Source organism: Leifsonia sp. NPDC080035 (assembly GCF_040050925.1).
GTDB lineage: Bacteria > Actinomycetota > Actinomycetes > Actinomycetales > Microbacteriaceae > Leifsonia.
The window spans coordinates 3852018-3877567 of the sequence record NZ_CP157390.1; the positions used below are offsets into that span (position 1 = coordinate 3852018).

General features: G+C 71.3%; 25 protein-coding genes and 1 other RNA gene. 15 read left to right on the forward strand and 11 right to left on the reverse strand.

Features of this window, described 5'->3' with window-relative positions; translation table 11 throughout:
- Positions 1 to 11 precede the first annotated feature (11 nt).
- Positions 12 to 878 (forward strand): type I methionyl aminopeptidase, encoded by an 867-nt coding sequence (map, locus tag AAME72_RS18660; protein ID WP_348788022.1) that lies wholly within the window; start codon positions 12 to 14, stop codon positions 876 to 878.
- On the opposite strand, the gene AAME72_RS18665 is transcribed toward map, so the two are convergent.
- Positions 841 to 2307, reverse strand: a complete 1467-nt coding sequence (locus AAME72_RS18665) for an MDR family MFS transporter (RefSeq protein ID WP_348788023.1) — start codon at positions 2305 to 2307, stop codon at positions 841 to 843. The two genes, map and AAME72_RS18665, sit on opposite strands and share 38 nt — an antisense overlap.
- Before the next feature lie 70 nt (positions 2308 to 2377).
- Between AAME72_RS18665 and AAME72_RS18670 the strand changes: the two genes are divergently transcribed.
- From AAME72_RS18670 to AAME72_RS18705, 8 genes are all read left to right on the forward strand, one after another.
- The gene (locus AAME72_RS18670; RefSeq protein ID WP_348788024.1) at positions 2378 to 2992 is read left to right on the forward strand and encodes a TetR/AcrR family transcriptional regulator; all 615 of its coding nucleotides are present in this window, start codon (positions 2378 to 2380) and stop codon (positions 2990 to 2992) included.
- A gap of 10 nt (positions 2993 to 3002) precedes the next feature.
- The gene (gene ppgK / locus AAME72_RS18675) at positions 3003 to 3758 is read left to right on the forward strand and encodes a polyphosphate--glucose phosphotransferase (protein WP_348788025.1); all 756 of its coding nucleotides are present in this window, start codon (positions 3003 to 3005) and stop codon (positions 3756 to 3758) included.
- A 223-nt stretch (positions 3759 to 3981) separates the two neighbouring features.
- Entirely contained in the window at positions 3982 to 4071 is a 90-nt protein-coding gene (locus tag AAME72_RS18680) for a potassium-transporting ATPase subunit F (protein ID WP_314149026.1), read from the forward strand.
- A 1-nt stretch (position 4072) separates the two neighbouring features.
- The gene (kdpA, locus tag AAME72_RS18685) at positions 4073 to 5719 is read left to right on the forward strand and encodes a potassium-transporting ATPase subunit KdpA (protein ID WP_348788026.1); all 1647 of its coding nucleotides are present in this window, start codon (positions 4073 to 4075) and stop codon (positions 5717 to 5719) included.
- Between the two features lie 2 nt (positions 5720 to 5721).
- Positions 5722 to 7851, forward strand: a complete 2130-nt coding sequence (kdpB, locus tag AAME72_RS18690; protein WP_348788027.1) for a potassium-transporting ATPase subunit KdpB — start codon at positions 5722 to 5724, stop codon at positions 7849 to 7851.
- A gap of 20 nt (positions 7852 to 7871) precedes the next feature.
- Entirely contained in the window at positions 7872 to 8480 is a 609-nt protein-coding gene (gene kdpC / locus AAME72_RS18695; protein WP_348788028.1) for a potassium-transporting ATPase subunit KdpC, read from the forward strand.
- 48 nt (positions 8481 to 8528) lie between these two features.
- Positions 8529 to 11045, forward strand: a complete 2517-nt coding sequence (locus AAME72_RS18700) for a DUF4118 domain-containing protein (protein WP_348788029.1) — start codon at positions 8529 to 8531, stop codon at positions 11043 to 11045.
- Positions 11042 to 11770 (forward strand): response regulator, encoded by a 729-nt coding sequence (locus AAME72_RS18705; RefSeq protein WP_348788030.1) that lies wholly within the window; start codon positions 11042 to 11044, stop codon positions 11768 to 11770. The genes AAME72_RS18700 and AAME72_RS18705 overlap by 4 nt, the downstream gene beginning before the upstream one ends.
- Here the strand turns inward: AAME72_RS18705 and AAME72_RS18710 are convergent.
- From AAME72_RS18710 to AAME72_RS18730, 5 genes are all read right to left on the reverse strand, one after another.
- Positions 11707 to 12084 (reverse strand): hypothetical protein, encoded by a 378-nt coding sequence (locus AAME72_RS18710; RefSeq protein WP_348788031.1) that lies wholly within the window; start codon positions 12082 to 12084, stop codon positions 11707 to 11709. The two genes, AAME72_RS18705 and AAME72_RS18710, sit on opposite strands and share 64 nt — an antisense overlap.
- Before the next feature lie 48 nt (positions 12085 to 12132).
- Positions 12133 to 12502, reverse strand: an RNA gene (gene rnpB, locus AAME72_RS18715) — RNase P RNA component class A.
- A gap of 61 nt (positions 12503 to 12563) precedes the next feature.
- Positions 12564 to 13298, reverse strand: a complete 735-nt coding sequence (locus tag AAME72_RS18720; RefSeq protein ID WP_348788032.1) for a hypothetical protein — start codon at positions 13296 to 13298, stop codon at positions 12564 to 12566.
- Positions 13299 to 13326: 28 nt separating this feature from the next.
- Entirely contained in the window at positions 13327 to 14145 is an 819-nt protein-coding gene (locus tag AAME72_RS18725; protein ID WP_348788033.1) for a Nif3-like dinuclear metal center hexameric protein, read from the reverse strand.
- 125 nt (positions 14146 to 14270) lie between these two features.
- A complete protein-coding gene (locus tag AAME72_RS18730) occupies positions 14271 to 16526 on the reverse strand; it encodes a cytosine permease (RefSeq protein WP_348788034.1) in 2256 nt (751 codons plus the stop codon).
- A 74-nt stretch (positions 16527 to 16600) separates the two neighbouring features.
- On the opposite strand from AAME72_RS18730, the gene AAME72_RS18735 reads away from it, so the two are divergent.
- Together AAME72_RS18735 and AAME72_RS18740 are read left to right on the forward strand one after the other, a co-directional pair.
- Positions 16601 to 17410 (forward strand): thymidylate synthase, encoded by an 810-nt coding sequence (locus AAME72_RS18735; protein WP_348788035.1) that lies wholly within the window; start codon positions 16601 to 16603, stop codon positions 17408 to 17410.
- Positions 17407 to 17886, forward strand: a complete 480-nt coding sequence (locus AAME72_RS18740; protein WP_348788036.1) for a dihydrofolate reductase — start codon at positions 17407 to 17409, stop codon at positions 17884 to 17886. The genes AAME72_RS18735 and AAME72_RS18740 overlap by 4 nt, the downstream gene beginning before the upstream one ends.
- Here AAME72_RS18740 and AAME72_RS18745 read toward each other — a convergent pair.
- Positions 17879 to 18523, reverse strand: a complete 645-nt coding sequence (locus AAME72_RS18745) for a DUF1345 domain-containing protein (protein WP_348788037.1) — start codon at positions 18521 to 18523, stop codon at positions 17879 to 17881. The genes AAME72_RS18740 and AAME72_RS18745 overlap by 8 nt on opposite strands.
- 61 nt (positions 18524 to 18584) lie before the next feature.
- On the opposite strand from AAME72_RS18745, the gene AAME72_RS18750 reads away from it, so the two are divergent.
- Together AAME72_RS18750 and AAME72_RS18755 are read left to right on the forward strand one after the other, a co-directional pair.
- On the forward strand, positions 18585 to 19874 hold the full coding sequence (locus tag AAME72_RS18750; protein WP_348788038.1) for an aminotransferase class I/II-fold pyridoxal phosphate-dependent enzyme: 1290 nt from the start codon (positions 18585 to 18587) through the stop codon (positions 19872 to 19874).
- A 1-nt stretch (position 19875) separates the two neighbouring features.
- Positions 19876 to 20376, forward strand: a complete 501-nt coding sequence (locus AAME72_RS18755) for a GNAT family N-acetyltransferase (RefSeq protein WP_348788039.1) — start codon at positions 19876 to 19878, stop codon at positions 20374 to 20376.
- Positions 20377 to 20384: 8 nt separating this feature from the next.
- On the opposite strand, the gene dhaM is transcribed toward AAME72_RS18755, so the two are convergent.
- The 4 genes from dhaM to trpD are packed head-to-tail and all read right to left on the reverse strand — an operon-like array spanning position 20385 to position 23861.
- On the reverse strand, positions 20385 to 21128 hold the full coding sequence (gene dhaM / locus AAME72_RS18760) for a dihydroxyacetone kinase phosphoryl donor subunit DhaM (RefSeq protein WP_348788040.1): 744 nt from the start codon (positions 21126 to 21128) through the stop codon (positions 20385 to 20387).
- Between the two features lie 9 nt (positions 21129 to 21137).
- Positions 21138 to 21770: a dihydroxyacetone kinase subunit DhaL gene (dhaL, locus tag AAME72_RS18765; RefSeq protein WP_348788041.1), complete on the reverse strand. Its 633-nt coding sequence runs from the start codon at positions 21768 to 21770 to the stop codon at positions 21138 to 21140.
- A 16-nt stretch (positions 21771 to 21786) separates the two neighbouring features.
- The gene (gene dhaK, locus AAME72_RS18770; protein ID WP_348788042.1) at positions 21787 to 22788 is read right to left on the reverse strand and encodes a dihydroxyacetone kinase subunit DhaK; all 1002 of its coding nucleotides are present in this window, start codon (positions 22786 to 22788) and stop codon (positions 21787 to 21789) included.
- A gap of 23 nt (positions 22789 to 22811) precedes the next feature.
- The gene (gene trpD / locus AAME72_RS18775) at positions 22812 to 23861 is read right to left on the reverse strand and encodes an anthranilate phosphoribosyltransferase (protein WP_348788043.1); all 1050 of its coding nucleotides are present in this window, start codon (positions 23859 to 23861) and stop codon (positions 22812 to 22814) included.
- Positions 23862 to 23992: 131 nt separating this feature from the next.
- Here trpD and AAME72_RS18780 point away from each other — a divergent pair, with 131 nt between their 5' ends.
- Complete coding sequence (locus AAME72_RS18780) at positions 23993 to 24637, forward strand: heme-copper oxidase subunit III (protein ID WP_348788044.1); 645 nt, start codon at positions 23993 to 23995, stop codon at positions 24635 to 24637.
- A 22-nt stretch (positions 24638 to 24659) separates the two neighbouring features.
- Entirely contained in the window at positions 24660 to 25505 is an 846-nt protein-coding gene (locus AAME72_RS18785) for a c-type cytochrome (RefSeq protein WP_348788045.1), read from the forward strand.
- Positions 25506 to 25550 lie beyond the last annotated feature (45 nt).

Consider the following 25550-nt stretch of genomic DNA (forward strand, 5'->3'; position numbering starts at 1 on the left):
AGCTTGATCCTATGCCCAAGGATTCCGCCGGTCACCTGGTTCCCGGCCGCGTCAGCGCGATGCGTCCCGTCCCTTCCCGCATCCGGAGGCCCGAGTATGTTGGCAAGCCGGGACCCGCGCCGTACACGGCGGGCGACCTCTACACACCGGAGGAGATCGCGCTCATCCGCGAGTCCGGCCGGATCGCCGCGCGGGCCATCGAGCGCGTCGGCGAGGCCGTGCGCCCCGGCGTCACGACCGAGGAGCTGGACGCGATCGGGCACGAATTCCTGATCGAGCACGACGCCTACCCCTCGACGCTCGGCTACCGCGGCTACCCCAAGTCGATCTGCAGCTCCGTCAACGAGGTGGTCTGCCACGGCATCCCCGACGACACGGTGCTCGAGGACGGCGACATCGTCAACATCGACATCACCGCGTACAAGAACGGCTACCACGGCGACAGCAACCAGACCTTCGTCGTCGGGAAGGCGAGCGAGGAGGTCGAGCTGCTCGTCGACCGCACCCGCGAGTCCCTGAACCGCGGCATCAAGGCGGTCGCCCCCGGCCGTCAGGTCAACGTGATCGGCCGCGCCATCGAGTCGTACGCCAAGCGGTTCGGCTACGGCGTCGTCCGCGACTTCACCGGGCACGGCGTCGGCCGTGCGTTCCACTCCGGGCTGATCATCCCGCACTACGACGCGGCGCCGCAGTACGACGACGTGATGGAGGTCGGGATGGTGTTCACCATCGAGCCGATGCTCACGCTCGGCACGCACGAGTGGGACATGTGGGCGGACGACTGGACGGTTGTGACGCGCGACCGCAGCATCACGGCCCAGTTCGAGCACACGATCGTCGTCACCGAGCGCGGCGCGGAGATCCTGACCCTGCCGTGACCGGCGCCGGCCCGGCTGTCGGCTCCGTCGCGGGACGCGCTGCCGCCCGTCCGGACCGCGAGCCGGGCAGCACCAGGCCGATCAGCGCCGCCACGGCGGTGAGCGCCGTCGCTCCCCAGAACGCCAGCGTGAACGCGTCCGGCACGCTCGCCCCCTGCGTCACGGCGGTCTGCAGCACCACCGCGAAGAGCGCCGTCCCGAACGAGCCGCCCAGCTGCTGCGCCGTGCGGGTGAGGATGCTGGAGTGCGCGATCTGCTCGCCCTCCAGCTGCTGGTACGAGGCGACCATGAGCGGCATCGTCACCGCGCCCAGGCCGAAGCCGCGCACGAAGAGCACCACCATCAGCAGCGGGTCCGCAGCGGCGGGCAGGCCGAGCGCGAACGGGAAGGTGGCGACGGCGACGATCGCGAAGCCCGCGACGACGATCCAGCGCGGGCCGATCCGGTCCGTCAGCCGCCCGGCGAGTGGACGGCACGCCAGCGTGCCCAATCCCTGCGGCACGAGCAGGAGGCCGGCGCCGAGCGCATCCATCCCCCGTTCCTGCTGCCAGAACAGCGGGAGCAGCAGCATCGCACCGTAGAGCGCGACACCCGAGAGGAACAGCAGAGTCGACGCCGACCACACGGACCGGATGCGCAGCAGTCCGATGTCGACGAGCGCCCGGCCGCCGCGCCGCAGCGCCCACGCCGTGAACGCCGCGACCAGAGCGACCCCGAGCGTGAGCGGCAACCAGGCGTCCGTCCTGCCGAAGCCGCCGGGCTGCGCCGAGTCGCTGAGCCCCAGCAGGACGCCGACGAGCCCGGGCACGAGCAGGAGGACGCCGACGATGTCGAGGCGGCGGCGCGGATCGCGCGGACGGTCGGCGGGAAGCATCCGGATCGCGAGCACGAGCCCGGCGACGCAGAACGGCACGTTGACCCAGAAGATCCACCGCCAGTCCCCGATGGCGAGGATGAGGCCGCCGAGCACCGGGCCGAGGACGGGTCCGACCATGGCGGGGAGCCCCACGACGGCCGAGACCCGGCCCAGGTTCCTGCCGCCCGCGACCTCCATCACCATCGTGGTCATCACGGGGAGCATCAGGCCGCCGCCGATGCCCTGCACGATCCGGAACACGATCAGGCTGCCCGCGTCCCAGGAGAGGCCGGAAAGGATGGAGCCGAGCAGGAAGATGCCGAGCGCGACCATCCACACGCGCTTTCCGCCGAACCGCGCGAGACACCACGCCGACAGCGGCACCGTCGCGGCGAGCGCGAGCAGGTACCCCGTCGTGACCCACTGGATCTCGGCCACGGTGGCGTGCAGGTCGGTGGCGAGCGTGTGCAGCGCGATGCTCAGGATGGTCGTGTCGAACACCACCGCCAGCGCCCCGACCATCAGCGCCGTCGCCGTCCTCACGACGGTCCGATCGAGCTTCTCCGCAGCCATCTCAGTCTCCCTTTAAGATGCGCTAATGCATCTAATGACGAGAATAGCTCTCGTTCGATAAGATGCGCAAATGGATCTTCCAAAGGGCGACGACTCCCCCGCCCGCCGTCGGCGCGGCGCGGAACTGGAGGCGGCCATCCTCGATGCGGCCTGGGCGGAACTGGACGAGAACGGCTACGCCGGGCTCACGATGGAGGCGGTCGCCGCGCGAGCCGGCACCAGCCGTCCCGTGCTCGCCCGGCGCTGGCCGACGCGCAGCGAGCTCGCCCTCGCGGCCATCCGCCAGCGCTTCGACGCGGACCCCATCCAGCTCGCCGACATCGGCAGCCTGCGCGACGACACCCTCGACCTGCTGCGCCAGGCGAACGTGCGCCGCAGCCAGCTGATCAGCCCGCTCATGCTCCGCTTCTCCGGCCTCGTCGACGGCAGCGCCGGCGGTCTCGCGGCGCTGCGCGACCAGCTCATCGACTCCCGCCCCACGTCGATGGACACGATCCTGGCGCGCGCGGAGGAGCGCGGCGAGATCGATCGGGCGGCGCTGACGCCGATGATCGTCGACCTGCCGTTCAAGCTTCTGCGTCACGAGCTGCTCATGCGGATGGCGCCGGCCGAGGACGACACCCTGGTCGCGATCGTCGACGAGGTGTTCATGCCGCTCGCTACCCGCGGGGCCGCCGCAGGGTAGATTCGTGGGCATGAGCGGTCAGAAGCACGCAATCGGCATCGACATCGGAGGAACCGGCATCAAGGGCGCGCTGGTGGATCTGGACAGCGGCGAGCTGGTCAGCGACCGGGTCAAGCTGCCGACGCCCGAGGGCGGCAAGCCCGACGATATCGTCGAGACCACCAAGAAGATCGTCGACCAGCTTGCGGCCGAGGAGCCGGATGCGCCGGTCGGCGTCTGCTTCCCCGCGATCGTCAGCCACGGGGTCACCCTCTCGGCGGCGAACGTCTCCAAGAAGTGGATCGACTTGCGCGCGGAGGACCTGTTCGAGAAGGGCCTCGGCCGCGACATCCACTTCGTCAACGACGCCGACGCCGCCGGCTACGCCGAGACCCGCTTCGGCGCCGCGAAGGACCGCGACGGCCTCGTCATCATGACCACCCTGGGCACCGGGATCGGCTCCGCCCTCATCTACGACGGCGTCCTCATCCCGAACGCCGAGCTCGGGCACCTGGAGATCGACGGCCACGACGCCGAGTCCCGCGCCGCCTACTCCGCGAAGGAGCGCGAGGACATGTCGTGGGAGAAGTGGGCCAAGCGCCTGCAGAAGTACTACTCGACCCTGGAGTTCCTGTTCACGCCCGACCTCTTCATCGTCGGCGGCGGCGTGTCCAAGAACTACCAGGAGTTCCTCCCGCTGCTCGATCTGAAGACCGAGATCGTGCCCGCCGTGCACCGCAACAACGCGGGGATCCTGGGCGCGGCGGCCCTCGCGACCAAGGGCTGAAACCGGCGTCGTCAGCATCCCGTTAGGGATGACAGCGCACGCGTTAGGGATGCGTTAGGACCGCTCCCTCGCGGCGCGCGCGGGTGTGGACTCTCTCCTGCTGCGGCCACCCGGCCGCGGTGTATCGAAAGATGGAGAGAGTCGTGCTTGACCTCGTCTACCTTCTCGCCGTCGCAGCGCTGGCGTTCCTCGTCGCGCTCGTCGGCCGGGGGGTCGAGAAGCTGTGATCGTCGTCACCGTGATCGCCGCCGCCCTCGGCGTCGCCGCGATCGCCTACCTGGTGGTCGCCCTCGTGAAGCCGGAGCGGTTCTGAGATGGCGATCTGGCTGTTCGTCGCCCAGCTGGCGACGCTCGTGCTGCTGCTCGCGATCGCCTATCGCCCGCTCGGCGACTACATGGCCCGCGTGTTCACCTCGCGCACGGACCTCGGTGTCGAGCGGGGCGTCTACCGCCTGATCGGCGTCGACCCGCGTTCCGAGCAGTCCTGGCCCGCGTACCTGCGCGGGGTGCTCGCGTTCTCGGTCCTCGGCGTCCTGCTCGTCTACGCGCTGCAGCGGCTCCAGCAGTTCCTGCCCTACGCCCTCGGCCTTCCGGCGGTGCCGGAGGGGACGGCGTTCAACACCGCCATCTCGTTCGTGACCAACACCAACTGGCAGTCGTACTCGCCGGAGCAGACGGTCGGCTACACGGTGCAGGCCGCGGGCCTCGCCGTGCAGAACTTCGTCTCCGCCGCCGTCGGCATCGCCGTGGCGATCGCGCTCGTCCGCGGCTTCGCCTCGCGCTCCACCGGCACCATCGGCAACTTCTGGGTGGACCTCCTTCGGGCCACCGTGCGCATCCTTCTGCCGCTCTCGCTGATCGCGGCGGTCGTCCTGATCGCCGGGGGCGCCATCCAGAACCTGGCCGGCGCCGAGCACGTGTCGACGATCGCGGGCGCGACGCAGTCCATCCCCGGCGGCCCCGTGGCGTCCCAAGAGGCGATCAAGCTGCTCGGCACCAACGGCGGCGGCTTCTTCAACGCCAACTCGGCGCACCCGTTCGAGAACCCGACCGCCTGGACGAACATCGTCGAGGTGCTGCTGATGCTGCTCATCCCGTTCTCGCTGCCGCGCACGTTCGGCACGATGGTCGGCGACAAGCGGCAGGGCTACGCGATCCTCGGCACGATGGGGCTGCTGTTCGTGGTCTCGCTGATCGCCATGACCGCCTTCGAGTCGGCCTCCGGCTCGCTGGAGGGCAAGGAGACGGCGTTCGGCGTCCTCGGCTCGACGCTGTTCAACACGACCAGCACCACCACCTCCACCGGCGCCGTGAACTCCATGCTCGACAGCTACAGCCCGCTCGGCGGGATGATGGCGATGATCAACATGATGCTCGGCGAGATCGTCCCCGGCGGCGTCGGCTCCGGCCTGTACGGCATCCTGGTGATCGCCGTGATCGCCGTGTTCATCGCCGGGCTGATGGTGGGCAGGACCCCGGAGTACCTCGGCAAGAAGCTCGGGCCGCGCGAGATCAAGCTCGCGAGCCTGTACATCCTCACCACCCCGACGCTGGTGCTGATCGGCACCGGGCTGAGCTTCGCCGTCCCGGCGATCCGGGCGGACGTCGAGAAGACCTCCATCCTGAACCCCGGGCTGCACGGCTTCAGCGAGGTGCTCTACGCGTTCACGTCGGCCGCGAACAACAACGGCTCCGCGTTCGCCGGGCTCACCGCGAGCACGCCGTGGTTCAACACGGCGCTCGGCGTGGCGATGTTCCTCGGCCGGTTCGTGCCGATCGTGTTCGTGCTCGCCCTCGCCGGCTCCCTCGCCCAGCAGGGCTCCGTGCCCGCCACCGCGGGGACGCTGCCCACCCACCGCCCGCAGTTCGTCGGGCTCCTCACCGGGACGATCGTCCTGGTGTCCGCACTCACCTACTTCCCCGTTCTCGCGCTGGGCCCCCTGGCGGAAGGACTGAACTGACCATGACCACCGCAACCACCACCCGCACCAGTCACCCGTCCACCCCCGCCGGAGCGTTCTCCGGACGACAGCTGCTCGCCGCGCTCCCCGGGGCGCTGCGCAAGCTCGACCCGCGCCAGATGTGGCGCAACCCCGTGATGTTCATCGTCGAGGTGGGAGCAGCGCTCACCACCGTCGTCGCGCTGGCCCAGCCGTTCCTCGGCGCCGGCGGCACCGGTCCCGCGACGCTCGCCTTCACCTGGAGCATCGCGGTCTGGCTCTGGCTGACCGTGGTCTTCGCCAACCTGGCGGAGTCGGTCGCCGAGGGCAGGGGCAAGGCCCAGGCCGCGACGCTGCGCGCGACGCGCTCGACCACGGTCGCGAACCGGGTGACCGGCTACGACGGCGCCGCGGATCCGGACGCCCTCCGCGCCGGAGTGGAGCAGATCGCCTCCAGCGAGCTGCGGCTCGACGACGTGGTCGTCGTCACCGCCGGGGAGCTCATCCCCGGCGACGGCGACGTCATCCACGGCATCGCGACCGTCGACGAGTCGGCGATCACCGGCGAGTCCGCGCCCGTCGTCCGCGAGTCCGGCGGCGACCGCAGCGCGGTGACCGGCGGTACGCGGGTGCTCTCCGATCGCATCGTGGTCCGGATCACCAGCAGGCCGGGCGAGACCTTCGTCGACAGGATGATCCGGCTCGTGGAGGGCGCGGCACGCCAGAAGACGCCGAACGAGATCGCGCTGAACATCCTGCTCGCGAGCCTCTCGATCATCTTCGTGATCGTGGTGCTCGTGCTGCAGCCGGTCGCCGGCTATTCGGACGCGTCTCCGACGGTCCCGGTGCTGGTCGCCCTGCTGGTCTGCCTCATCCCGACCACGATCGGCGCGCTCATCTCGGCCATCGGCATCGCCGGAATGGACCGGCTGGTGCAGCACAACGTCCTCGCCATGTCCGGCCGCGCGGTGGAGGCGGCGGGCGACGTCACGACGCTCCTGCTCGACAAGACCGGCACCATCACCTACGGCAATCGCCGCGCCAGCGAGTTCACCGCCGTCGGCGGAGCCGAGCCGGACGCGCTGGTCCGCGCGGCCGCGCTCTCCTCGCTCAGCGACCCGACGCCGGAGGGCGTCTCGGTGGTCGAGCTCGCCGAGACGCTGGGCTACCGCCGGCCGGAGCAGGTGGACGGCGACATCGTGCCGTTCACCGCGCAGACCAGGATGAGCGGCCTGGACCTTCCTGACGGCTCCCAGGTCCGCAAGGGCGCCGCGAGCGCCGTCGTCTCCTGGGTCCGCGAGTCGACGCCGCCGTCTGCGCAGGTGCTCCGCGAACTCGACGAGCAGGTGGAGCGCATCTCGCAGGTCGGCGGCACCCCGCTCGCCGTCGCGACGCGCACGGCCGACGGGCGCGCCGAGCTGCTCGGCGTCGTCTACCTGAAGGACATCGTCAAGGAGGGACTGGCCGAGCGGTTCGCCGACCTGCGCAGGATGGGCATCCGCACCGTGATGGTCACCGGCGACAACCCGCTCACCGCGAAGGCGATCGCGGCGGAGGCCGGCGTCGACGACTTCCTCGCCGAGGCGAAGCCCGAGGACAAGCTGGAGCTGATCCGCCGCGAGCAACAGGGCGGCGCGCTGGTCGCCATGACCGGCGACGGGACGAACGACGCTCCGGCGCTCGCGCAGGCCGACGTCGGGGTCGCAATGAACACCGGCACATCGGCCGCCAAGGAGGCCGGCAACATGGTCGACCTCGACTCGGACCCGACCAAGCTGATCGACATCGTGCGCATCGGCAAGCAGCTGCTGATCACCCGCGGCGCGCTCACCACGTTCTCCATCGCGAACGACGTGGCGAAGTACTTCGCGATCATCCCCGCGATGTTCGTCGGGGCCTTCCCTGGCCTGGCGGCGCTGAACGTGATGGGACTGCACTCCCCTGCCTCGGCGATCCTCTCGGCGGTGATCTTCAACGCGATCGTGATCGTGCTGCTCATCCCGCTCGCGCTGCGCGGTGTGCGCTACCGGCCGGTCGCCGCGTCCGCACTGCTCAGCCGCAACCTCCTGATCTACGGCCTCGGCGGGATCATCGCCCCGTTCATCGGCATCAAGCTGATCGACCTCGTCGTCGCCCTCATCCCCGGATTCTGACCGAAAGCGAGTCACACACCATGAATCGACTCCGCGGCGCTTGGCGCCACTACTGGGTAGCACTGCGCGCCCTGCTCGTCCTCACCGTCGTGCTCGGCGTCGGCTACACCGCCGTCGTCACCGGGATCGGCCAGCTCGCCCTTCCCGCGCAGGCGAACGGCTCGCTGATCAGCTCCGATGGCCGCGTCGTCGGCTCGGCCCTCATCGGTCAGAGCTTCACCGACGGGAAGGGGAAGCCCCTGGCGCAGTGGTTCCAGTCGCGTCCCTCGGCGGCGGGCGACGGGTACGACGCGGAAGCGTCCTCCGGAAGCAACCTCGCCGCCGGCAACCCCGTCCAGGTGAAGGCGGTGAAGGAGCGCACCGCCGCCATCGAGGAACGGGACGGCGTGACGGCAGCGCAGATCCCCTCCGACGCCGTCACCGCCTCCGGCTCCGGCCTCGACCCGCACATCTCCCCCGCCTACGCTCTGCTGCAGGTGAAGCGCGTCGCCGACGCGCGCGGCCTGCCGGAGGACACGGTCCGGAAACTCGTCGAGTCTAGGATTCAGGGGCGGGACCTCGGCTACCTCGGGGACCCGACCGTGAACGTTCTGCAACTGAACCTGGCGCTGGCGCAGCTGGATCGCTGACGCGGGAGAGCTGACACGGAACCGATGACACAGAGGGACGAGTAGACGATGGCCCGTGGCCGCCTCCGGGTGATGCTCGGCGCCGCTCCCGGCGTCGGCAAGACCTACGCGATGCTCGAGGAGGGCAAGCGGCTGGCCTCGCTCGGCAAGGACGTGGTGGTCGCGGTCGTGGAGACCCACGGCCGCGCCGCCACCGCCGCCATGCTCGAGGGCCTGGAGGTGGTACCGCGGCGCACGGTCGAGCACCGCGGGGTCGAGCTCAGCGAGCTCGACCTCGACGCCGTGCTGGCGCGCGCCCCGCAGCTGGCGCTCGTCGACGAGCTCGCGCACACGAACGCTCCCGGCCTCGAGCACGGGAAGCGCTGGGAGGATGTGGAGGCGATGCTCGCGGCGGGCATCGACGTGATGTCCACCGTCAACATCCAGCACATCGAGTCGCTGAACGACGTGGTCGAGCAGATCACCGGCGTGCAACAGCGGGAGACCATCCCGGACGCCGTGCTCCGTCGCGCCGACCAGATCGAGGTCGTCGACCTGGCGCCGCAGGCGCTGCGCGACCGGCTCGCGGAGGGCGTCGTCTATCCCGCGGCCCGGGTGGATGCGGCGCTCTCCAACTACTTCCGCCTCGGGAACCTGACGGCGCTGCGCGAGCTTGCCCTGCTCTGGCTGGCCGACGAGGTGGACAGCGCGCTGCAGCGCTACCGTGCCGAGCACGGCATCGCCGGCAAATGGGAGGCGCGCGAACGCGTGGTCGTCGCGCTCACCGGCGGCTCGGAGGGCGAGACGCTGCTGCGGCGTGGAGCGCGGATCGCCGCGCGCTCGGCGGGCGGAGAGCTGCTCGCCGTGCACGTCACGAGCCAGGACGGCCTGCGCGAGGCGACGCCCGGCGCCCTCGCCGCCCAGCGCGCGCTCGTGGAGCAACTCGGCGGCAGCTACCACCAGGTCGTCGGCAGCGACATCCCGCGCGCACTGGTCGAGTTCGCGCGCGGGGAGAACGCGACGCAGCTCGTCATCGGCGTCTCCCGCCGCAGCAGGCTCGCCGCCTTCCTCACCGGCCCCGGCATCGGCTCCACGGTCATCCGCGAGTCCGGCGACATCGACGTGCACATCGTCTCGCACGCCCGCGCGGGCGGCCGCTTCTCACTGCCGCGGCCGAAGGGCGGGCTCACGGTCCGCCGCCGCGTGTACGGCTTCGCGCTGGCCCTGATCGGCGGTCCGCTGCTCACCCTGCTGCTGGTGAACCTCCGCTCCCCGGAGTCGATGACGGCGGACGTGCTCAGCTACCAGCTGCTCGTGGTCGTCGTCGCGCTCGTCGGCGGCATCTGGCCAGCACTCTTCGCGGCCCTGCTCTCCGGGGTCACGCTGGACTTCTTCTTCGTGGAGCCGCTCTACACGATCACGATCTCGCAGCCGCTGCATCTGATCGCCCTGCTGCTCTATCTCGTGATCGCTGCGCTGGTGAGCGTCGTGGTCGACCAGGCCGCACGCCGCACTCGTGCCGCACAGCGCGCCGCCGCGGAGGCGGAACTGCTCGCGACGGTGGCCGGGGGCGTGATCCGCGGCGAGGACGCCCTGCAGGCGCTGGTGACCCGCACCAGGGAGGCGTTCGGACTGAGCGGCGTGCGCCTGATCGACGGCGACGAGATCGTCTCCACCGACGGCGAGCCGGCGGACGAGGCGCACACCCAGCGCATCCCGGTCGGCACGCGTGGCTCGCTGGAGCTCTCCGGGCGCGACCTGGAGGCGGGCGACCGGCGGCTTCTCGCCGCCATCGTCGCGCAGCTCGACGCCGCGCTGGAGCACCGCGATCTGACCGCGACCGCCAGCGAGCTCGGCCCGCTCGCCGAGGCCGACCGGGTGCGCAGCGCCCTGCTCGCCGCCGTCGGCCACGACCTGCGCCGGCCGCTCGCCGCGGCGACGGCATCGGTGACGACGCTGCGGCAGCGCGATCTCGCCCTGAGCGAGGACGACAGGGAGTCGCTGCTGGAGACGGCGGAGGACAGCCTGGCCGGTCTCGCCTCGCTCGTCACGAACCTCCTCGACGTCAGCAGGGTGGAGGCGGGCGTGCTCGCGGTCTCGCTGGCCCCGACCGAGCTGGACGACGTCGTGCCTCCGGCTCTCGACGAGCTCGGCCTCGGCCCGGCGGACGTGGAACTGGACATCGCCGATGGACTGCCGCCGATCCTCGCCGACGGCGTGCTGCTGCAGCGCGTCCTGGTGAACCTCCTGGGGAACGCGCTGCGCTACTCCCCCGCCGGCCGGCGTCCCGTGATCGCCGCGAGCGAGTTCGGCGGCACGGTCCAGCTGCGCGTGATCGATCACGGTCCCGGCATCCCCGGCGAGCGCCGCGAGGCGGTGTTCGTGCCGTTCCAGCGTCTCGGCGACACCGACAACGACACCGGGATCGGCCTCGGCCTCGCCCTGTCGAAGGGGTTCGTCGAGGGGATGGGCGGGACGCTGGAGGCCGAGGACACCCCGGGAGGCGGGCTGACGATGGTGGTCGCCCTGCCGGCGGCGACCGCGACCCAGATCACCACGACCCCCGAGGACGGACCGAGCGTATGAGGATCCTGATCGCCGACGACGACCAGCAGATCCTGCGCGCCCTGCGCATCCTGCTCGCGGCCCGCGGCTACGAGGTGCTGACGGCCCGAACCGGCGCCGAGGCGCTCTCGGAGGCGGTGGAGCACCATCCCGACCTCGTCATGCTCGACCTCGGGATGCCCGAGCTGAACGGCATCGAGGTGATCGAGGGCCTGCGCGGCTGGTCGTCCGTGCCGATCCTGGTGGTGTCGGGACGCACCGGTTCGGCGGACAAAGTGGATGCGCTGGACGCCGGCGCCGACGACTACGTCACCAAGCCGTTCGCCGCCGACGAGCTGCTCGCCCGCATTCGCGCGCTCACCCGGCGGCAGACCGGGTCGGCGGACGAGCCGGTGGTCCGCTTCGGTGACGTGAGCGTCGACCTCTCCGCCCGGCAGGTGACCAGGCACGCGCCGGGCGGTGACGCCCCGGTGCGGCTGACGCCGACGGAGTGGGCGATCCTCGAGGTCCTCGTGCGGCACCCGCGACGGCTGGTGACGCGGCAGGCGCTGCTCACGCAGGTGTGGGGTCCGCAGTACACGAGCGACACCGGCTACCTCCGGCTCTACCTCGCGCAGCTGCGCAAGAAGCTGGAGCCGGTGCCGTCGCGCCCGCGCTACCTGCTGACGGAGCCGGGGATGGGCTACCGCTTCTCGCCCGACACGGACGCCGACGCGGATGCGGATGCGGATGCCGGCGATGCCTGACCGGCCTCGGAGGACCCGTCCGTCCCCAGCTCGCCGAGGGCGCGCAGGGTCCGCGCGCCGAGCAGGGTGATCAGCACGGCGAGCGCGATCGCGACGCACAGCGCGACCATCCAGTAGAGGAGGTTCGCGATGGAGAGCCGGAACACCTCGTCGGTGCTGGCGACGGTCATCCAGACCTCCGGCGACGGCACGATCACCGGGCAGACCCAGAGCACGCCGAAGCACAGCGCGTAGCCGAGTGCCACGAGCGTGAGCACGCACGCCGCGAGCAGCGACGCTCTCGTCGCGATCGCTGCCGTGCGCTCCTCGGTCACGCGTTGTCCCCCCTCTGCCGTGCGGGTGCCGTGCTGGCTGCCGTGCGGGGAATGGGCCGGCTGCTACGCCGGGTTCTGTCACGACGCTCGCGCGCCGCGGACGGCCATCTCTCTCGGGACGACGTTGCCGCCGCCCTCTAGCGGTCTACCCGGGGACTCGGCGAGCCGCCTCACTGTCCCCTGTCTGACCTTGCTCCGGGCGAGGTTTACCGAGCCGACCGGGTCACCCCGGCCGCTGGTGGTCTCTTACACCACCGTTTCACCCTTACCGCGGGCCGAAGCCTGCGGCGGTCTGCTTTCTGTTGCACTGTCTCGCGGGTTGCCCCGGGTGGGTGTTACCCACCGCCCTGCTCTGTGGAGCCCGGACGTTCCTCGGCGGCCCGCTCTCGCGGACCGACGCGACCGTCTTGCCGACCCATTCCGTAGGCAACCCTAGCGCAGCGCGCCGCGGCGCCCCTGGGAGCCGACCGGGGGTTCGGTCAGAGCCCGGAGTCCTCGCCGCGGACCAGGATGGCGCTGCTGTCGGGGCACAGCACAACGTCGTCCGGAGCCGCACGGCGGATCTCTGCGAGGTCCGACTCGGTCAGCTTGACGTTCGAGCCGAGGGACACGCCGTACTGCAGCTTGGCCGCGCCCAGTCCGTAGCGGGAGCGCTGCCGCTCGTACAGCTCGACGAGGTCGGCCGGCAGGGAGCCTGCGATCGTGGCGCGGTCGCGGGCGAGGGACTCGCGCTGGCCCGCGATCCTCGCCGCCTCCTCGGCGCGCGCCGACTCCAGCGCCTCGACCTTCGCGTCGAGCTCCGTGCGTTCGGCCTCGACGGCGGCGAGCGCCGCCTCGAGCCCCTCGACGCGCTCCATGACGGTCAACTCGATCTCCTCGAGGTCGTCGCGGCGCTTGGCGAGCGAGGCGAGCTCGGCCTCGAGCGCCTGCACGTCCTTCATGGAGGCGGTCTGCTGCACGCGGTCGTTGTCGCGCTTCATGCGCGCCTCGACGAGCGCGACGTCGGACTCGACGCGGCCGAGCTCGGCGCGCGCGTCCTCCAGCTCGCCCGTGGCGGAGATCCAGCGTGCGCGGAGGGCGTCAACCTGCGGCTGCAGCGCCGCGAGCTCCGCCGCCTGCGGGAGGGTGCGGACGGCGTGGTCGAGCTGGCCGAGGCGCGTGTCCGCTGCCTGCAGTCGCAGGAGCTCGTTCTGGTCGGTCGGACTGGCTTTCACAGTGCTCTGCTCTCTTCGTGCGTGTCGGTCATTGCAGGATGGCGAAGTCCCACGGGTCGGTGCGCAGCTCGCTGATCTCGACCTCGACGCCGGGGAGGGCATCCCTCAGCTGCCGGGCAGCGGTCTCGAGCCACAGCCACTCGCTGGCCCAGTGCGAGACGTCGAGGAGCGCCGGGCCGCCGCCCAGCACGGCCTGCTCGCGCGCCTCGGACGCCGGGTGGTGGCGGAGGTCGGCCGTGATGTAGACGTCGGCGCCGCGCACGGCGTCCGCGCCGAGCAGCGAGTCGCCCGCTCCGCCGCACACGGCGACCCGGGAGACCGGCTGGTGGTAGTCACCGGCCGCGCGCACCCCTCCGGCGGTGGGCGGGAGCAGGTCGGCGAGCACACGGGCGAGTGCGCCGAGCGTTGTCGGTTCGGTGAGCGTCCCGACGCGGCCGATGCCCGTGACGCCGTCGGCCGCCGGCGCGATCGGCGCGGTGTCGGTGAGGCCGAGCTTGGCGGCGAGCACGGCGCTCGTGCCCTCGGCCACCACGTCCGCGTTGGTGTGGGCGGCGATCAGGGCGCAGTCGTTGCGGATGAGCTTCGCGAGCAGGGAGCCCTTGTACCGGTCCTCGGCGACGGTGGTCACTCCGCGCATCAGCAGCGGATGGTGGGCGATCAGGAGGTCCGCGTTCGTCTCGACCGCCTCGTCCACGGTCGCGGCGACCGCGTCGACGGCGAGCAGGATGCGCTCCACGGGGGCCGCCGGGTCGCCGGAGAGCAGCCCGGGCGCATCCCAGCCCTCGGCGCCGGCGAGCGGCCAGAGCGTCTCGACGGTCTCACGGACGGAGTGGAGGGTGTGCGGCACGCAACGAGCCTAATTGAGGGACGCCGCTTTGCGCGCTGCCGTTCCCCTCCAGGGGTCGCGACACGCCGCGTCACCGCCGTCGACGCGGCGTGTCGCGTCCCTGGAGCCGGGTCGCGGATCCGGCCTCACGCCTCCAGACGCTCCTGGCGGCGCACCTCGCGGATGCCCGTGAGCATCGGCGTCACCAGGCCGAGCACGAGCGCGAGGGCCACGCCGATGTTGCTCGCCCCGATCCCGGCGTGCGGGTCGACCCCGGCCAGCCGGAACAGGTACCCCTCCCACGCCAGCCACGGCAGCGGGGAGCTGACGAGCCCGAGCCCGACGACCGTCGCGACGACGAGCATCACCACGTTGGGCCAGCGCCAGTCCGGGTACACCCCGCCACGGCGCAGCAGCGACGGCTGGTGGAAGCGCCGTGTGCGCAGCATCGTCTCGCCCGCGAACAGCCCCGCCCAGGCGGCCACCGGCACCGACAGTGCGGTCGGCACGCCGCGGATCACCGAGTCCAGCTCGTCCACCGTCGCCGCGAGCACGAAGCCGGAGACGGCGACGACCCCGCCGACGACGAGGGTGCTCCACCGCCTGCCCAGCCGCACGCCCAGCGCATCCAGGGTGAACCCCGCCGAGTAGATGGTGAGCACGAGCGCCGAGATCAGGCTGAGGCCGACGGCGAGCAGCAGCGGCACCGAGTACCAGGCGGGGAGCCCGAGCCGCTCCAGCGCCCCGACCGGGTCCCCCGCGAGATCGTCGGACGCGCCCGGGTTGGATGCGGCGAGCAGCCCGCCGTAGGACACGAGGACGAACGGCGGGACACCGGCGCCGAACGTCGCCCACAGCATCCCTGTCGCGCCCGACGAGGTCGGCCGCTGGTAGCGGGCGACCTCGGAGCTGCTCATCGCCCAGGCGAGACCCAGGTAGCTGAAGACCAGCACCGCTCCGGTGACGACGTGCGTCCACAGGGCGTCGGGCACGGCGAGCGCCAGCCCGAGGTCGACGTGCCGCCAGGTCGCCATCACCATCACGACGATGAGCACGGCGGACGCGATCGTCAGTACGAGCTGAACGCGGGCGACCAGCCCGTACCCGAAGTAGGCGACCGCCCCCGCCGCCAGGATGGTCACGGTCAGCGCCAGCATCGTCGGCGCCGCCGGTCCGCTCGACCAGCCCTCCGCCGTGGACAGCGACCCCGCCGCCGACCCGGCGAGCCAGAGCAGGACGGCGCCCCAGAACAGCTTTGTGACGAGGGCGAGGACGGTGGGGATGACGTTTCCCCGGAGGCCGAACACGGCGCGGGAGACCACCATCGTCGGCTGGCCGCTCCACTTGCCTGCGAGCGTTCCGAGGCCGAGCGGGAGGAAGGACAGGGCGACGCCGACGAGCGTCGCGACGAGGAGCTGACGCAGGCTCAGCCCGAGCTCGAACAGGGTGGCCCCCACCCCGACGCTGATGAGCGATGACGTGCCGGCGAACCACAGCCAGAACAGCCGGGATGCGCGGCCCACCCTGCGCTCCAGCGGTGTCGGTTCGAGGTCGACCGGCTCCGGGACGAACGGGCGCGGTCCCGCCGGTCCGCCCGCGACGACGGCGGCTCCCTCCGGCACGCGCGGCGTGGCGATCGGCCGCGAGTCCGCGGAGACGACGACGTCGTCGGCGTCGTCGGCGACATCCGTGTCGATGTGATCGGGGGTGCGGTCGGCGGGGCCGAGGTGGTGGCTCACGACGGGCTCGGCGATGGCGAGCACGGGCACGATCGGCGGCTCGGGCGGTTCCGGCGGTTCCGCCGACCCCGGTGGTTCGGACGACTCCGGCAGCTCGACGACCAACGGCACCGGCTCGGAGTCGCGCGGTGCGAACTCTTCGGGCACCAGGCCGAGCGGCTCGGCGCGGGACGGCGTGACCGGCGCGGGCTCGCGCTCCTGAACCGTCCGCGCGGGCGCCGCCGCTCCGACCCACGCGCTGAACGTCGGAAGCGGTCCCGCCGGGTCGCGCGGCACCGGCAGGTCGTCGAAGCTGATCAGCTGCGTCGGCGCCCCGGCCCCGTCGTCCTCCTCGCCCGGCTCGGCCGTATCGTCCGGCTCGGCCGTCTCGCCCGGCTCGGCCGTCCCCTCCGCGGCACCGCCGACGACAGGGATCGCCGAGGTCGCCGCCCGCGCATCCAGCACCGTCTGCAGGTGGTCGATCGCCGCGAGCGTGTCGTGCGAGTCGAGGTCCGCGCCGACCAGCGCGGTCACCTCGTCGTCCGTGAGCGCCGCGGCGTCGGGCCGCACGACCACGGGACCGGCCATGATCGGGATCGCCGACGTGATGGCGGCGACCTGCTCCTCCAGCGCACTGGCGAGTTCGTCGTCGTCGTGCCGTTCGCCGTCGTCAGGCCGCTCCATACCCCGACTCTACGACCGGCCGCACCCGCGGGTCAGGGGGGCAATCCGGTCCCCGGCGAAGTACGATCGCAGGGATGAGCACGCCGATCCCGACTCCGTACGAAGACCTGCTGCGCGACGTCCTCGCCACCGGCAGCCACAAGTCCGACCGCACCGGCACGGGCACCCGCAGCGTGTTCGGCCGGCAGCTGCGGTTCGACCTCGCCGACGGCTTCCCGCTGATCACCACCAAGCGGGTGCACTTCAAGTCGATCGCGTACGAGCTGCTCTGGTTCCTGCGCGGCGAGAGCAACGTGAACTGGCTGCGCGAGAACGGCGTCACCATCTGGGACGAGTGGGCGGACGAGCGTGGCGAGCTCGGCCCCGTCTACGGCGTCCAGTGGCGGTCGTGGCCCGCGCCGGACGGCACGCACATCGACCAGATCCAGCAGGTGATCGAGACCCTGCGGACGAACCCGGACTCCCGGCGCATCATCGTCTCGGCATGGAACGTCGCGGACATCCCGGACATGGCGCTCGCGCCCTGCCACGCCTTCTTCCAGTTCTACGTCGCCGACGGCAAGCTCTCCTGCCAGCTCTACCAGCGCAGCGCCGACATGTTCCTCGGCGTCCCGTTCAACATCGCCAGCTACGCGCTGCTGACGCTCATGGTGGCGCAGCAGGTGGGCCTGGAGCCCGGCGAGTTCGTCTGGACCGGCGGCGACTGCCACATCTACGACAACCACGTGGAGCAGGTGACCGAGCAGCTCACCCGCGACCCGTATCCCGCACCGACGCTGCGCTTCGCGCGGAAGCCGGAGAGCATCTTCGACTACCGCTTCGAGGACTTCATCGTCGAGGGCTACCAGCACCACCCGGCGATCCGCGCGGCCGTCGCGGTATGACGATCGCGCTGATCTGGGCCGAGGCCCACGACCGCGTCATCGGCGCGGGCGGCGTCATGCCCTGGCACCTGCCGGAGGACTTGCGGCACTTCCGCGAGCTCACGGACGGCGACCCCGTCGTGATGGGACGCCGCACCTGGGAGTCGCTCCCCGAGCGCTTCCGCCCGCTGCCGGGGCGGGAGAATGTCGTCGTCAGCCGCCGGCCCGACTTCGTCGCACCCGGCGCGAGGGTCGTCCACTCCCTCGACGACGCGCTGACCGGCGTCGGCGACGGCACCGTCTGGGTGATCGGCGGCGCCGAGCTGTACCGGCAGACCCTCCCCGTCGCGGACCGCGTCGAGGTCACCGAGATCGACCTCGACGTCGACGGCGACACGGCGGCGCCGGAACTCGGCGACGAGTGGACCCCGCATCCCGGCCCCTGGCAGGACGCCGCGAACGGGATGCGCTACCGCTTCGTCCGCTACCTCAGGTGAGCCCGGCCACCAGGTTCACGGTCGCGGCGATGATCACCGTGCCGAACAGGTACGACAGCAGCGTGTGCCGCAGGATCGCCCTGCGGATGTACGAGCTGGTGATGTTCGTGTCCGAGACCTGGAACGTCATCCCGAGCGTGAACGCCAGGTAGGCGAAGTCGCTGTACTGCGGCGGCTCGTCCTGGTTGAAGTCGACCCCACCGTCGCTGCGGTAGTACATGCGGGCGTAGCGCAGCATGTAGAGCGTGTGGACGAGCACCCACGACAGCGCGACGCTCACGATCCCGAGCAGCGCGACGCCGAGCTGGGCGCCGCCCTTCAGCTGACGGGCGTCCACCAGGTTGTAGACGACGGCCAGCACGCCGGCGAGCGCGGCGAGCAGCAGCACGAAGTCGGCGGTCCGGCGTCCGGGATCCTCCAGCGTCGCGTGGCTGCGCGTCATCTCCGCGTCCAGGCCCCAGACCTTCACCCACACCCACACGACATATACGACGCACGCCGCCGCCCAGCCGGCGATCGCGGCGTAGTGCCAGGCGTCGGCCAGGCCGACGCCCAGCCCGACGACGACGCCGACCGCCAGCGCGACATACATCCTCACCTGGGACCTGCCCCGGCCCTTCACCACTTCGTCGGTCACATTCGGGATGTTCGCACAGGGCGGCCGAGCGCCACGCCCAGCGCGCCGGTACGATCGGAACGTGACCTCCCCCGCCGCACCCCTCACCGACCTCGACACCGAAGCGCTCCGCGCCGCGCACGCCGACTTCGCACGCGCGTACGACGACCTGAAGGCCGCCGGCCTCGCCCTCGACATCACGCGCGGCAAGCCGTCCGCCGAGCAGCTGGACCTCTCGAACGACCTCCTGCACCTGCCGGACGGCGACTACCGCGACGCCGCGGGGACCGACCTCCGCAACTACGGCGGCCCGAACGGGCTCCCGGAGCTCCGCGCGATCTTCGCGGACGCGCTGCGCGTTCCCGTGCCGCAGCTCCTCGCGCTTGGCAACTCGAGCCTGACGATCATGCACGACACGCTCGCGCAGGCGCTGCTGCACGGCGTGCCGGGCGGCGAGCTGCCGTGGGCGAACCAGTCGATCAGCTTCCTGGCGCCGGTGCCGGGATACGACCGCCACTTCACGATCTGCGAGCGCTTCGGCATCCGGATGATCCCCGTCCCGATGAACGACGACGGGCCGGACATCGAGACGGTGAAGACACTGCTCGCGACCGACGACAGCATCAAGGGCATGTGGTGCGTGCCCGTCTACTCGAACCCGACCGGCGCGGTCTACAGCGAGGAGGTCGTGCGCGCGCTCGTCTCGCTCCCCGCGGCGGACGACTTCCGCCTGTTCTGGGACAACGCCTACGTCGTGCACCACCTGAGCGACGAGCGGCCGGAGCCGATCGACGTGCTTGCGCTCGCGGCCGAGGCGGGCAACCCGGACCGTCCGCTCATCTTCGCCTCCACCTCGAAGGTCACCTTCCCGGGGGCGGGTGTCGCGTTCGTCGGCGGCTCGGAGGCGAACATCGCCTGGTTCCAGCGCAACTCCGCCGCGCAGAGCATCGGCCCTGACAAGATCAACCAGCTGCGCCACGCGCAGTTCCTGAAGGACGAGGCCGGGCTCAGCGCCCACATGGAGAAGCACCGCGCGATCATCGAGCCGAAGTTCGACGCCGTCGACGAGGCCTTTCGCGCCCGGCTCGCGCCGTGGGGCGCCGGAGCGTGGAACGCACCGAAGGGCGGCTACTTCGTGAGCCTCGATGTGCTCGACGGCTGTGCCAAGCGCGCCGTCCAGCTGGCGAAGGAGGCCGGCATCGCCGTCACTCCCGCCGGCGCGACGTTCCCGTACGGGGAGGACCCGCGGGATGCGAACATCCGCATAGCGCCGACCTTCCCCCCTCTCGGCGAACTGAAGACGGCGCTCGACGGGCTGTGCACGGCCATCCTCCTGGCGGAGGCAGAGGCGCTGCTGGCCGAGCGGAACTGACGTGACCGGCTGGGTCGTCCGGCCGAGCATCGAGTCGGACTGGGTGGCCTACCGCGCGCTCCGGCTGGAGATGCTGGAGGACACGCCGCTGGCGTTCCTCGAGACGCTGGAGACCGCCCGCCGGCACCCCGAGGAGCACTGGAGGCGGCGCGCCGCCAACACGTCGCCGTCCAGCCGGCTCTTCGCCGCCGTGGACGACGACGGCCGTTGGCTCGGCACGATGGGCGGCTTCCACGCCTCAGGATCGCGCGACCCGCACCTGGTCGGCGTGTACGTGACGCCGGCGTTCCGCGGCCGCGAGCACGGGATGGCTGACGCGCTCCTGGACGCGGTCGTCGCCTGGGCGCGCCCGCGCTCGGGCCGGCTGCTGCTGGAGGTGCACGAGCACAACGCCACGGCCATCCGCTACTACGAGCGGCACGGCTTCGCCTTCACCGGCCGCACGCAGCCGTATCCGCTCGATCGCAGCACCCTCGAACGCGAGATGGCCATCGACCTGTAGCCGCCGGGTCAGGCCTCGCCGAACCCGGTCTCGACGAGGTCGGCGAGCGCGTCGACGGCCTCCGCTCCCCCGTCGTCGGCGGAGGCGATGGATGCGGTGGACCCTGCGACGAGGCCGAGCGACATCACGCCGAGGAGGCTCTTCGCGTCCTTGCCGTTCACGGTCACCTTCACCGGGAACGTGTTCGCGAGCTTCACGAACTCGGCCGCGGGACGCGCGTGCAGCCCCTGCGGGTTGCGGACGAGCACCTCGCGCGTGTATCCAGCGCCGGGTGTCGGTGCGCCGGGGGTCGGTGCGCCGGGGGCTGATGCAGCAGCGGGCTCGGGCGCGGCGGCCGGCTCGGTCGCCGTCTCCGCTCCCGCCCACGTCGACCGTGCCCCCTCCACCGCCGCGGCGACCCCGGCGAGGTCGGCACCGGTCTCCGCGGCGACGGCCGCGGCGATCCCGCCCTCGACGTACGGCCCGTCGACGACCCGGACACGCTCGCGCTCCTCGTCCGGCAGCATGTCGAGCACGGTCTCCGCCGTCAGGAGGGCGGAGCCGAGGTCGCTGACGACCACCACCCCCGCGCCGCCGTCGGCCTCGCCGACCGCCGTCATCACCTTCGCGAAACTCGTTCCGATGCCGTCGTCGTCCGTACCGCCGGCCGCGACCAGGCGGACGGACGGAGCCATCTGACCGGCGAGCGCCACGGCGCCCTCGGCCATCTGCACGCTGTGCGAGACGAAGACGATCCCGACCTTGTCAGCCATCCGCGTCCCTCACTCCGCAGCGCCGGCGGCGGCGCGCAGCAGCAGCGCGGTCGACTGGGCACCGGGGTCGCGGTGACCGGCGGAGCGCTCGCCAAGGTAGCTGGCGCGGCCCTTCCTGGCCACGAGCGGCTCCGTCGCCGCGGCACCCTGCTCCGCCGCGTCCGCAGCGGCGGAGAGGATGGCCGCAGGGGCGTCCCCCGCGGCGAGGGCGGCCGAGGCCGCCTCCACCGCGGGGGTCCAGGCGTCGACCATCGTCTTGTCGCCCGGTTCCGCCTTGCCGCGGGACACGATGCCGTCGCGCGCTGCGGTGAGCATCGCCACGAGCGCGTCGCCGTCGATATCGGTACGGTCGCCGACCGGTTCCGCGGCCTTCAGGAAGGCCGTGCCGTAGAGCGGCCCGGATGCACCGCCGACCGTCGAGATGAGGGTCATCGCCACCGAGCGCAGTGCCGCGTTCGGCGTCGCGTCGTCCGGCAGTTTCGCCAGGGCGTCCACGGAGGCGCGCATCCCGCGGTCCATGTTCTCGCCGTGGTCGCCGTCGCCGATCTCCCTGTCCAGGGTGTTCAGCTCCTGCTTGTGATCGCCCACCGCGGCCGCGGCGGCCGAGATCCAGGACGTGACCCAGTTCGTGTCCAGCGTCATCGACGCATCCTTCCTTCTACAGGCCCCAGCGGAGGGCGGCGGTGTGCACGGGAGCATCCCAGAGCGCGGTCAGCTCGTCGTCCAGCTTCAGCACGGAGATGGAGGCGCCCTGCATCTCGAGCGACGTGACGTAGTCGCCGACGAGGGAGCGGCCGAGCGTGATGCCCCGCTCGTCGAGGATCTCGGCGGCGCGGCGGAACAGGATGTACAGCTCCGACAACGGCGTCCCGCCCATCCCGTTCACGAACAGCAGCACGGTGTCGCCGGAGGAGAACGGCAGGTCGGAGAGGATCGCGTCCATCATCCGGTCGACGAGCCGGTCAGCCGGCTCCAGCTTGATCCGCTCGCGGCCGGGCTCGCCGTGGATGCCGACGCCGAACTCGATCTCGTCCTCCGGCAGCACGAACCCGGGCTCGCCGGCGTGCGGCACGGTGCCGTCGGTCAGCGCCAGCCCGATCGAGCGGACGTTGGCGTTCACCTTCTCCGCCACCGCCGTCACCGCGTCGAGGTCGTCACCGCGCTCGGCCGCCGCGCCTGCGATCTTCTCGACGAGCACGGTGCCTGCGACGCCACGCCTGCCCGCGGTGTACAACGAGTCCTGCACGGCGACGTCGTCGTTGGTGACGACCGCCTTGACCGTGATGCCCTCCGCCCCGACCAGGTCGGCCGCGGTCTCGAAGTTCAGCACGTCGCCCGTGTAGTTCTTGACGATGTGCAGCACGCCCGCTCCGCCGTCGGCGGCCTTGGTGGCCTCGACGATCGGCATCGGCGTCGGCGATGTGAACACCTCGCCCGGCACTGCAGCATCCAGCATCCCCTTCCCGACGAAGCCGGCGTGGAGAGGCTCGTGGCCGCTGCCACCGCCGCTGACGAGACCGACCTTGCCGCGCACCGGGCCGTCGGCCCTGGAGACGAAGCGGGGGTCCTGGGACACCCGGACGATGTCCGCGTGAGCTCGGCCGAAGCCCGCGAGGGACTCCGCCACGACGTCGGGTACGTCGTTGATGAGCTTCTTCATCGAAACCCTTCCTTCCACTGCTGTCAGTGCGTCGCCGCGACCCATTCGTCGAGCTTCGAGGCCGCGGCCCCGGAGTCGACCGCCTGGGCGGCGACCGCCATTTGCGAACGGAACCGATCCAGGATGGACACCTGGACCCTCGACGGGTCGGACGCGAGCTCGTAGGACACGAGCCCGGCCGCCGCGTTGAGCAGGACGATGTCGCGCACGGGGCCTTCTTCGCCCGCGAGCACGGCACGCACGACCGCCGCGTTGTACGCGGCGTCCTTTCCCAGCAGGTCGTCGATCCGCGCGCGGGGCAGGCCCAGGTCGCGTGGGTCGATGTCGTGCTCGGTGACGAGGCCTCGCGAGACCTCCCAGACGTGGCTGTGACCGGTGGTCGACAGCTCGTCGAGCCCGTCGTCGCCACGGAAGACCAGCGCGGTCGCGCCGCGGGTCTGGAACACGCCGACGATGAGCGGGATGCGGTCCAGCGACGCGACGCCGACCGCGGACGCCTCCGGCCGCGCCGGGTTGCACAGCGGGCCGAGGAAGTTGAAGACCGTCGGGACGCCGAGCTGGGAGCGCACCGGGCCGGCGTTGGCGAAGCCGGGGTGGAACGCGCTCGCGAACGCGAACGTGATCCCGGTCTCCTGCAGCACCTGGGCGACCCGCTCCGGAGGCAGCGTCAGGTCGATGCCGAGCGCCGCGAGGACGTCGGAGGAGCCGGAGGACGAGCTGGCCGCGCGGTTGCCGTGCTTGATGACGGGGACGCCTGCGGCCGCGGCGACGATCGACGCCGTCGTCGACACGTTCACCGTGCCGAACCGGTCGCCGCCCGTTCCGACGATGTCCAGCGCCATCGGGTCGACGGGCAGCGGGACGGCGTGGTCGAGGATGGCGTCGCGGAAGCCGACGATCTCGTCGACGGTCTCGCCCTTGGCGCGCAGCGCGACGAGGAATGCGGCGAGCTGGGCCTCCGTCGCCTCACCCGTCATGACCTGGTCCATGGCCCACGCCGCGTCCGCGACACTCAGGTCCTCGCGTGCGAGGAGAGAGGTGAGCACGGACGACCAGGACTGCTTTTCCGTCATAAAGCGATCCTATTGGGGACGACACGCCACGGGGAGCCACGGCTTCCGGCCCCGACTAAGGCTGCCCTTACCGGAATCGGGGCGGATTCGGATCGATCAGGTGAGAAAACCACGGCTTCTTTTCAGCCATAATGGGTTACGTGACGAGCACTTCCATTACCCCTACTACGAGTGCGCCGGCCATCAACCGGCCCAATGTCGTGGCCGTCGGCACGATCGTGTGGCTCGGCTCCGAGGTGATGTTCTTCGCGGGACTCTTCGCGATCTACTTCACGCTCAAGTCGACCTCCCCCGATCTGTGGGCAGCCGAGACGCAGCACTTGAACATCCCGTACGCGGCGACCAACACGCTCATCCTGGTGCTGAGCTCGGTCACCTGCCAGTTCGGCGTCTTCGCCGCGGAGCGCATGCAGCCGCGCCGCGCCGGGGGCATCCTCCAGTTCTGGAGGTGGGGAATGGTCGAGTGGTTCACGCTCACGTACATCATGGGTGCGATCTTCGTCTCCGGCCAGGTGCTCGAGTACGCGACGCTCGTCTCCGAGGGCATCTCGCTCAGCTCCAACGCGTACGGCTCCGCCTTCTACCTCACCACCGGCTTCCACGCCCTGCACGTCACCGGCGGCCTCATCGCCTTCCTCCTCGTCATCGGCCGTGCGTTCGCCGTCAAGGTGTTCGGCCACAAGGAGGCGACGAGCGCCATCGTCGTGTCGTACTACTGGCACTTCGTCGACGTCGTGTGGATCGGCCTGTTCGCGGTCATCTACATCATCAGATAACAACAGGAGCGTTCTACACCTCATGCGTCCCCGACTCTCCGGAACAGCCAAGCGCGGCACCGCTCGCACCAGCACCGCAGCGCGCAAGGGCGGCCGTCGTCACCCGCTCGCCACCGTCGCGCTGCTCGCCATCGGCCTCGGCCTCACCGGCGGCGCCTACGCCGCCTTCACCACCACGACCGCGTCGGCCGAGCAGCCGCAGGTCCAGTCGGCGACCAAGTCGTCCGTCGACGAGGGCCAGAAGCTCTTCCAGGCCAACTGCGCCACCTGTCACGGCATGAACGCCGAGGGCACCACCAACGCTCCGAGCCTCATCGGCGTCGGGGCTGCCGCGGTCGACTTCCAGGTCGGCACCGGCCGCATGCCCATGCAGATGCAGGGCCCGCAGGCGCCGGAGAAGCCGGTCCAGTTCACCGACGAGCAGGTCACGGCCCTCGCCGACTACGTCGCCTCCCTGGCCCCCGGCCCGTCCATCCCGGAGCAGAAGTACCTGGCGGGCAAGGGCGACGCCGCCCGCGGCGCCGAGCTCTTCCGCGTCAACTGCGCCATGTGCCACAACGTCGCCGGCGCCGGTGGCGCGCTCACCGAGGGCAAGTACGCCCCGGCCCTCACCGGTGTCACCGCCAAGCACATCTACGAGGCCATGGTCACCGGCCCGCAGAACATGCCGGTGTTCAACGACCTGAACATCGACCCGCAGGGCAAGGCCGACATCATCACGTACCTCAAGTACATCCAGAACAACCCGTCGCCGGGCGGCTTCGAGCTCGGTTCGCTCGGCCCGGTGGCCGAGGGTCTGTTCCTGTGGATCTTCGGTCTCGGCGCCATCGTCGCGCTGACCGTGTGGATCACGGCGAAATCTAATTAGGCAAGTCGGCAAACTAGCCGGTCGTACTTGTCGAGAAGCACAGCG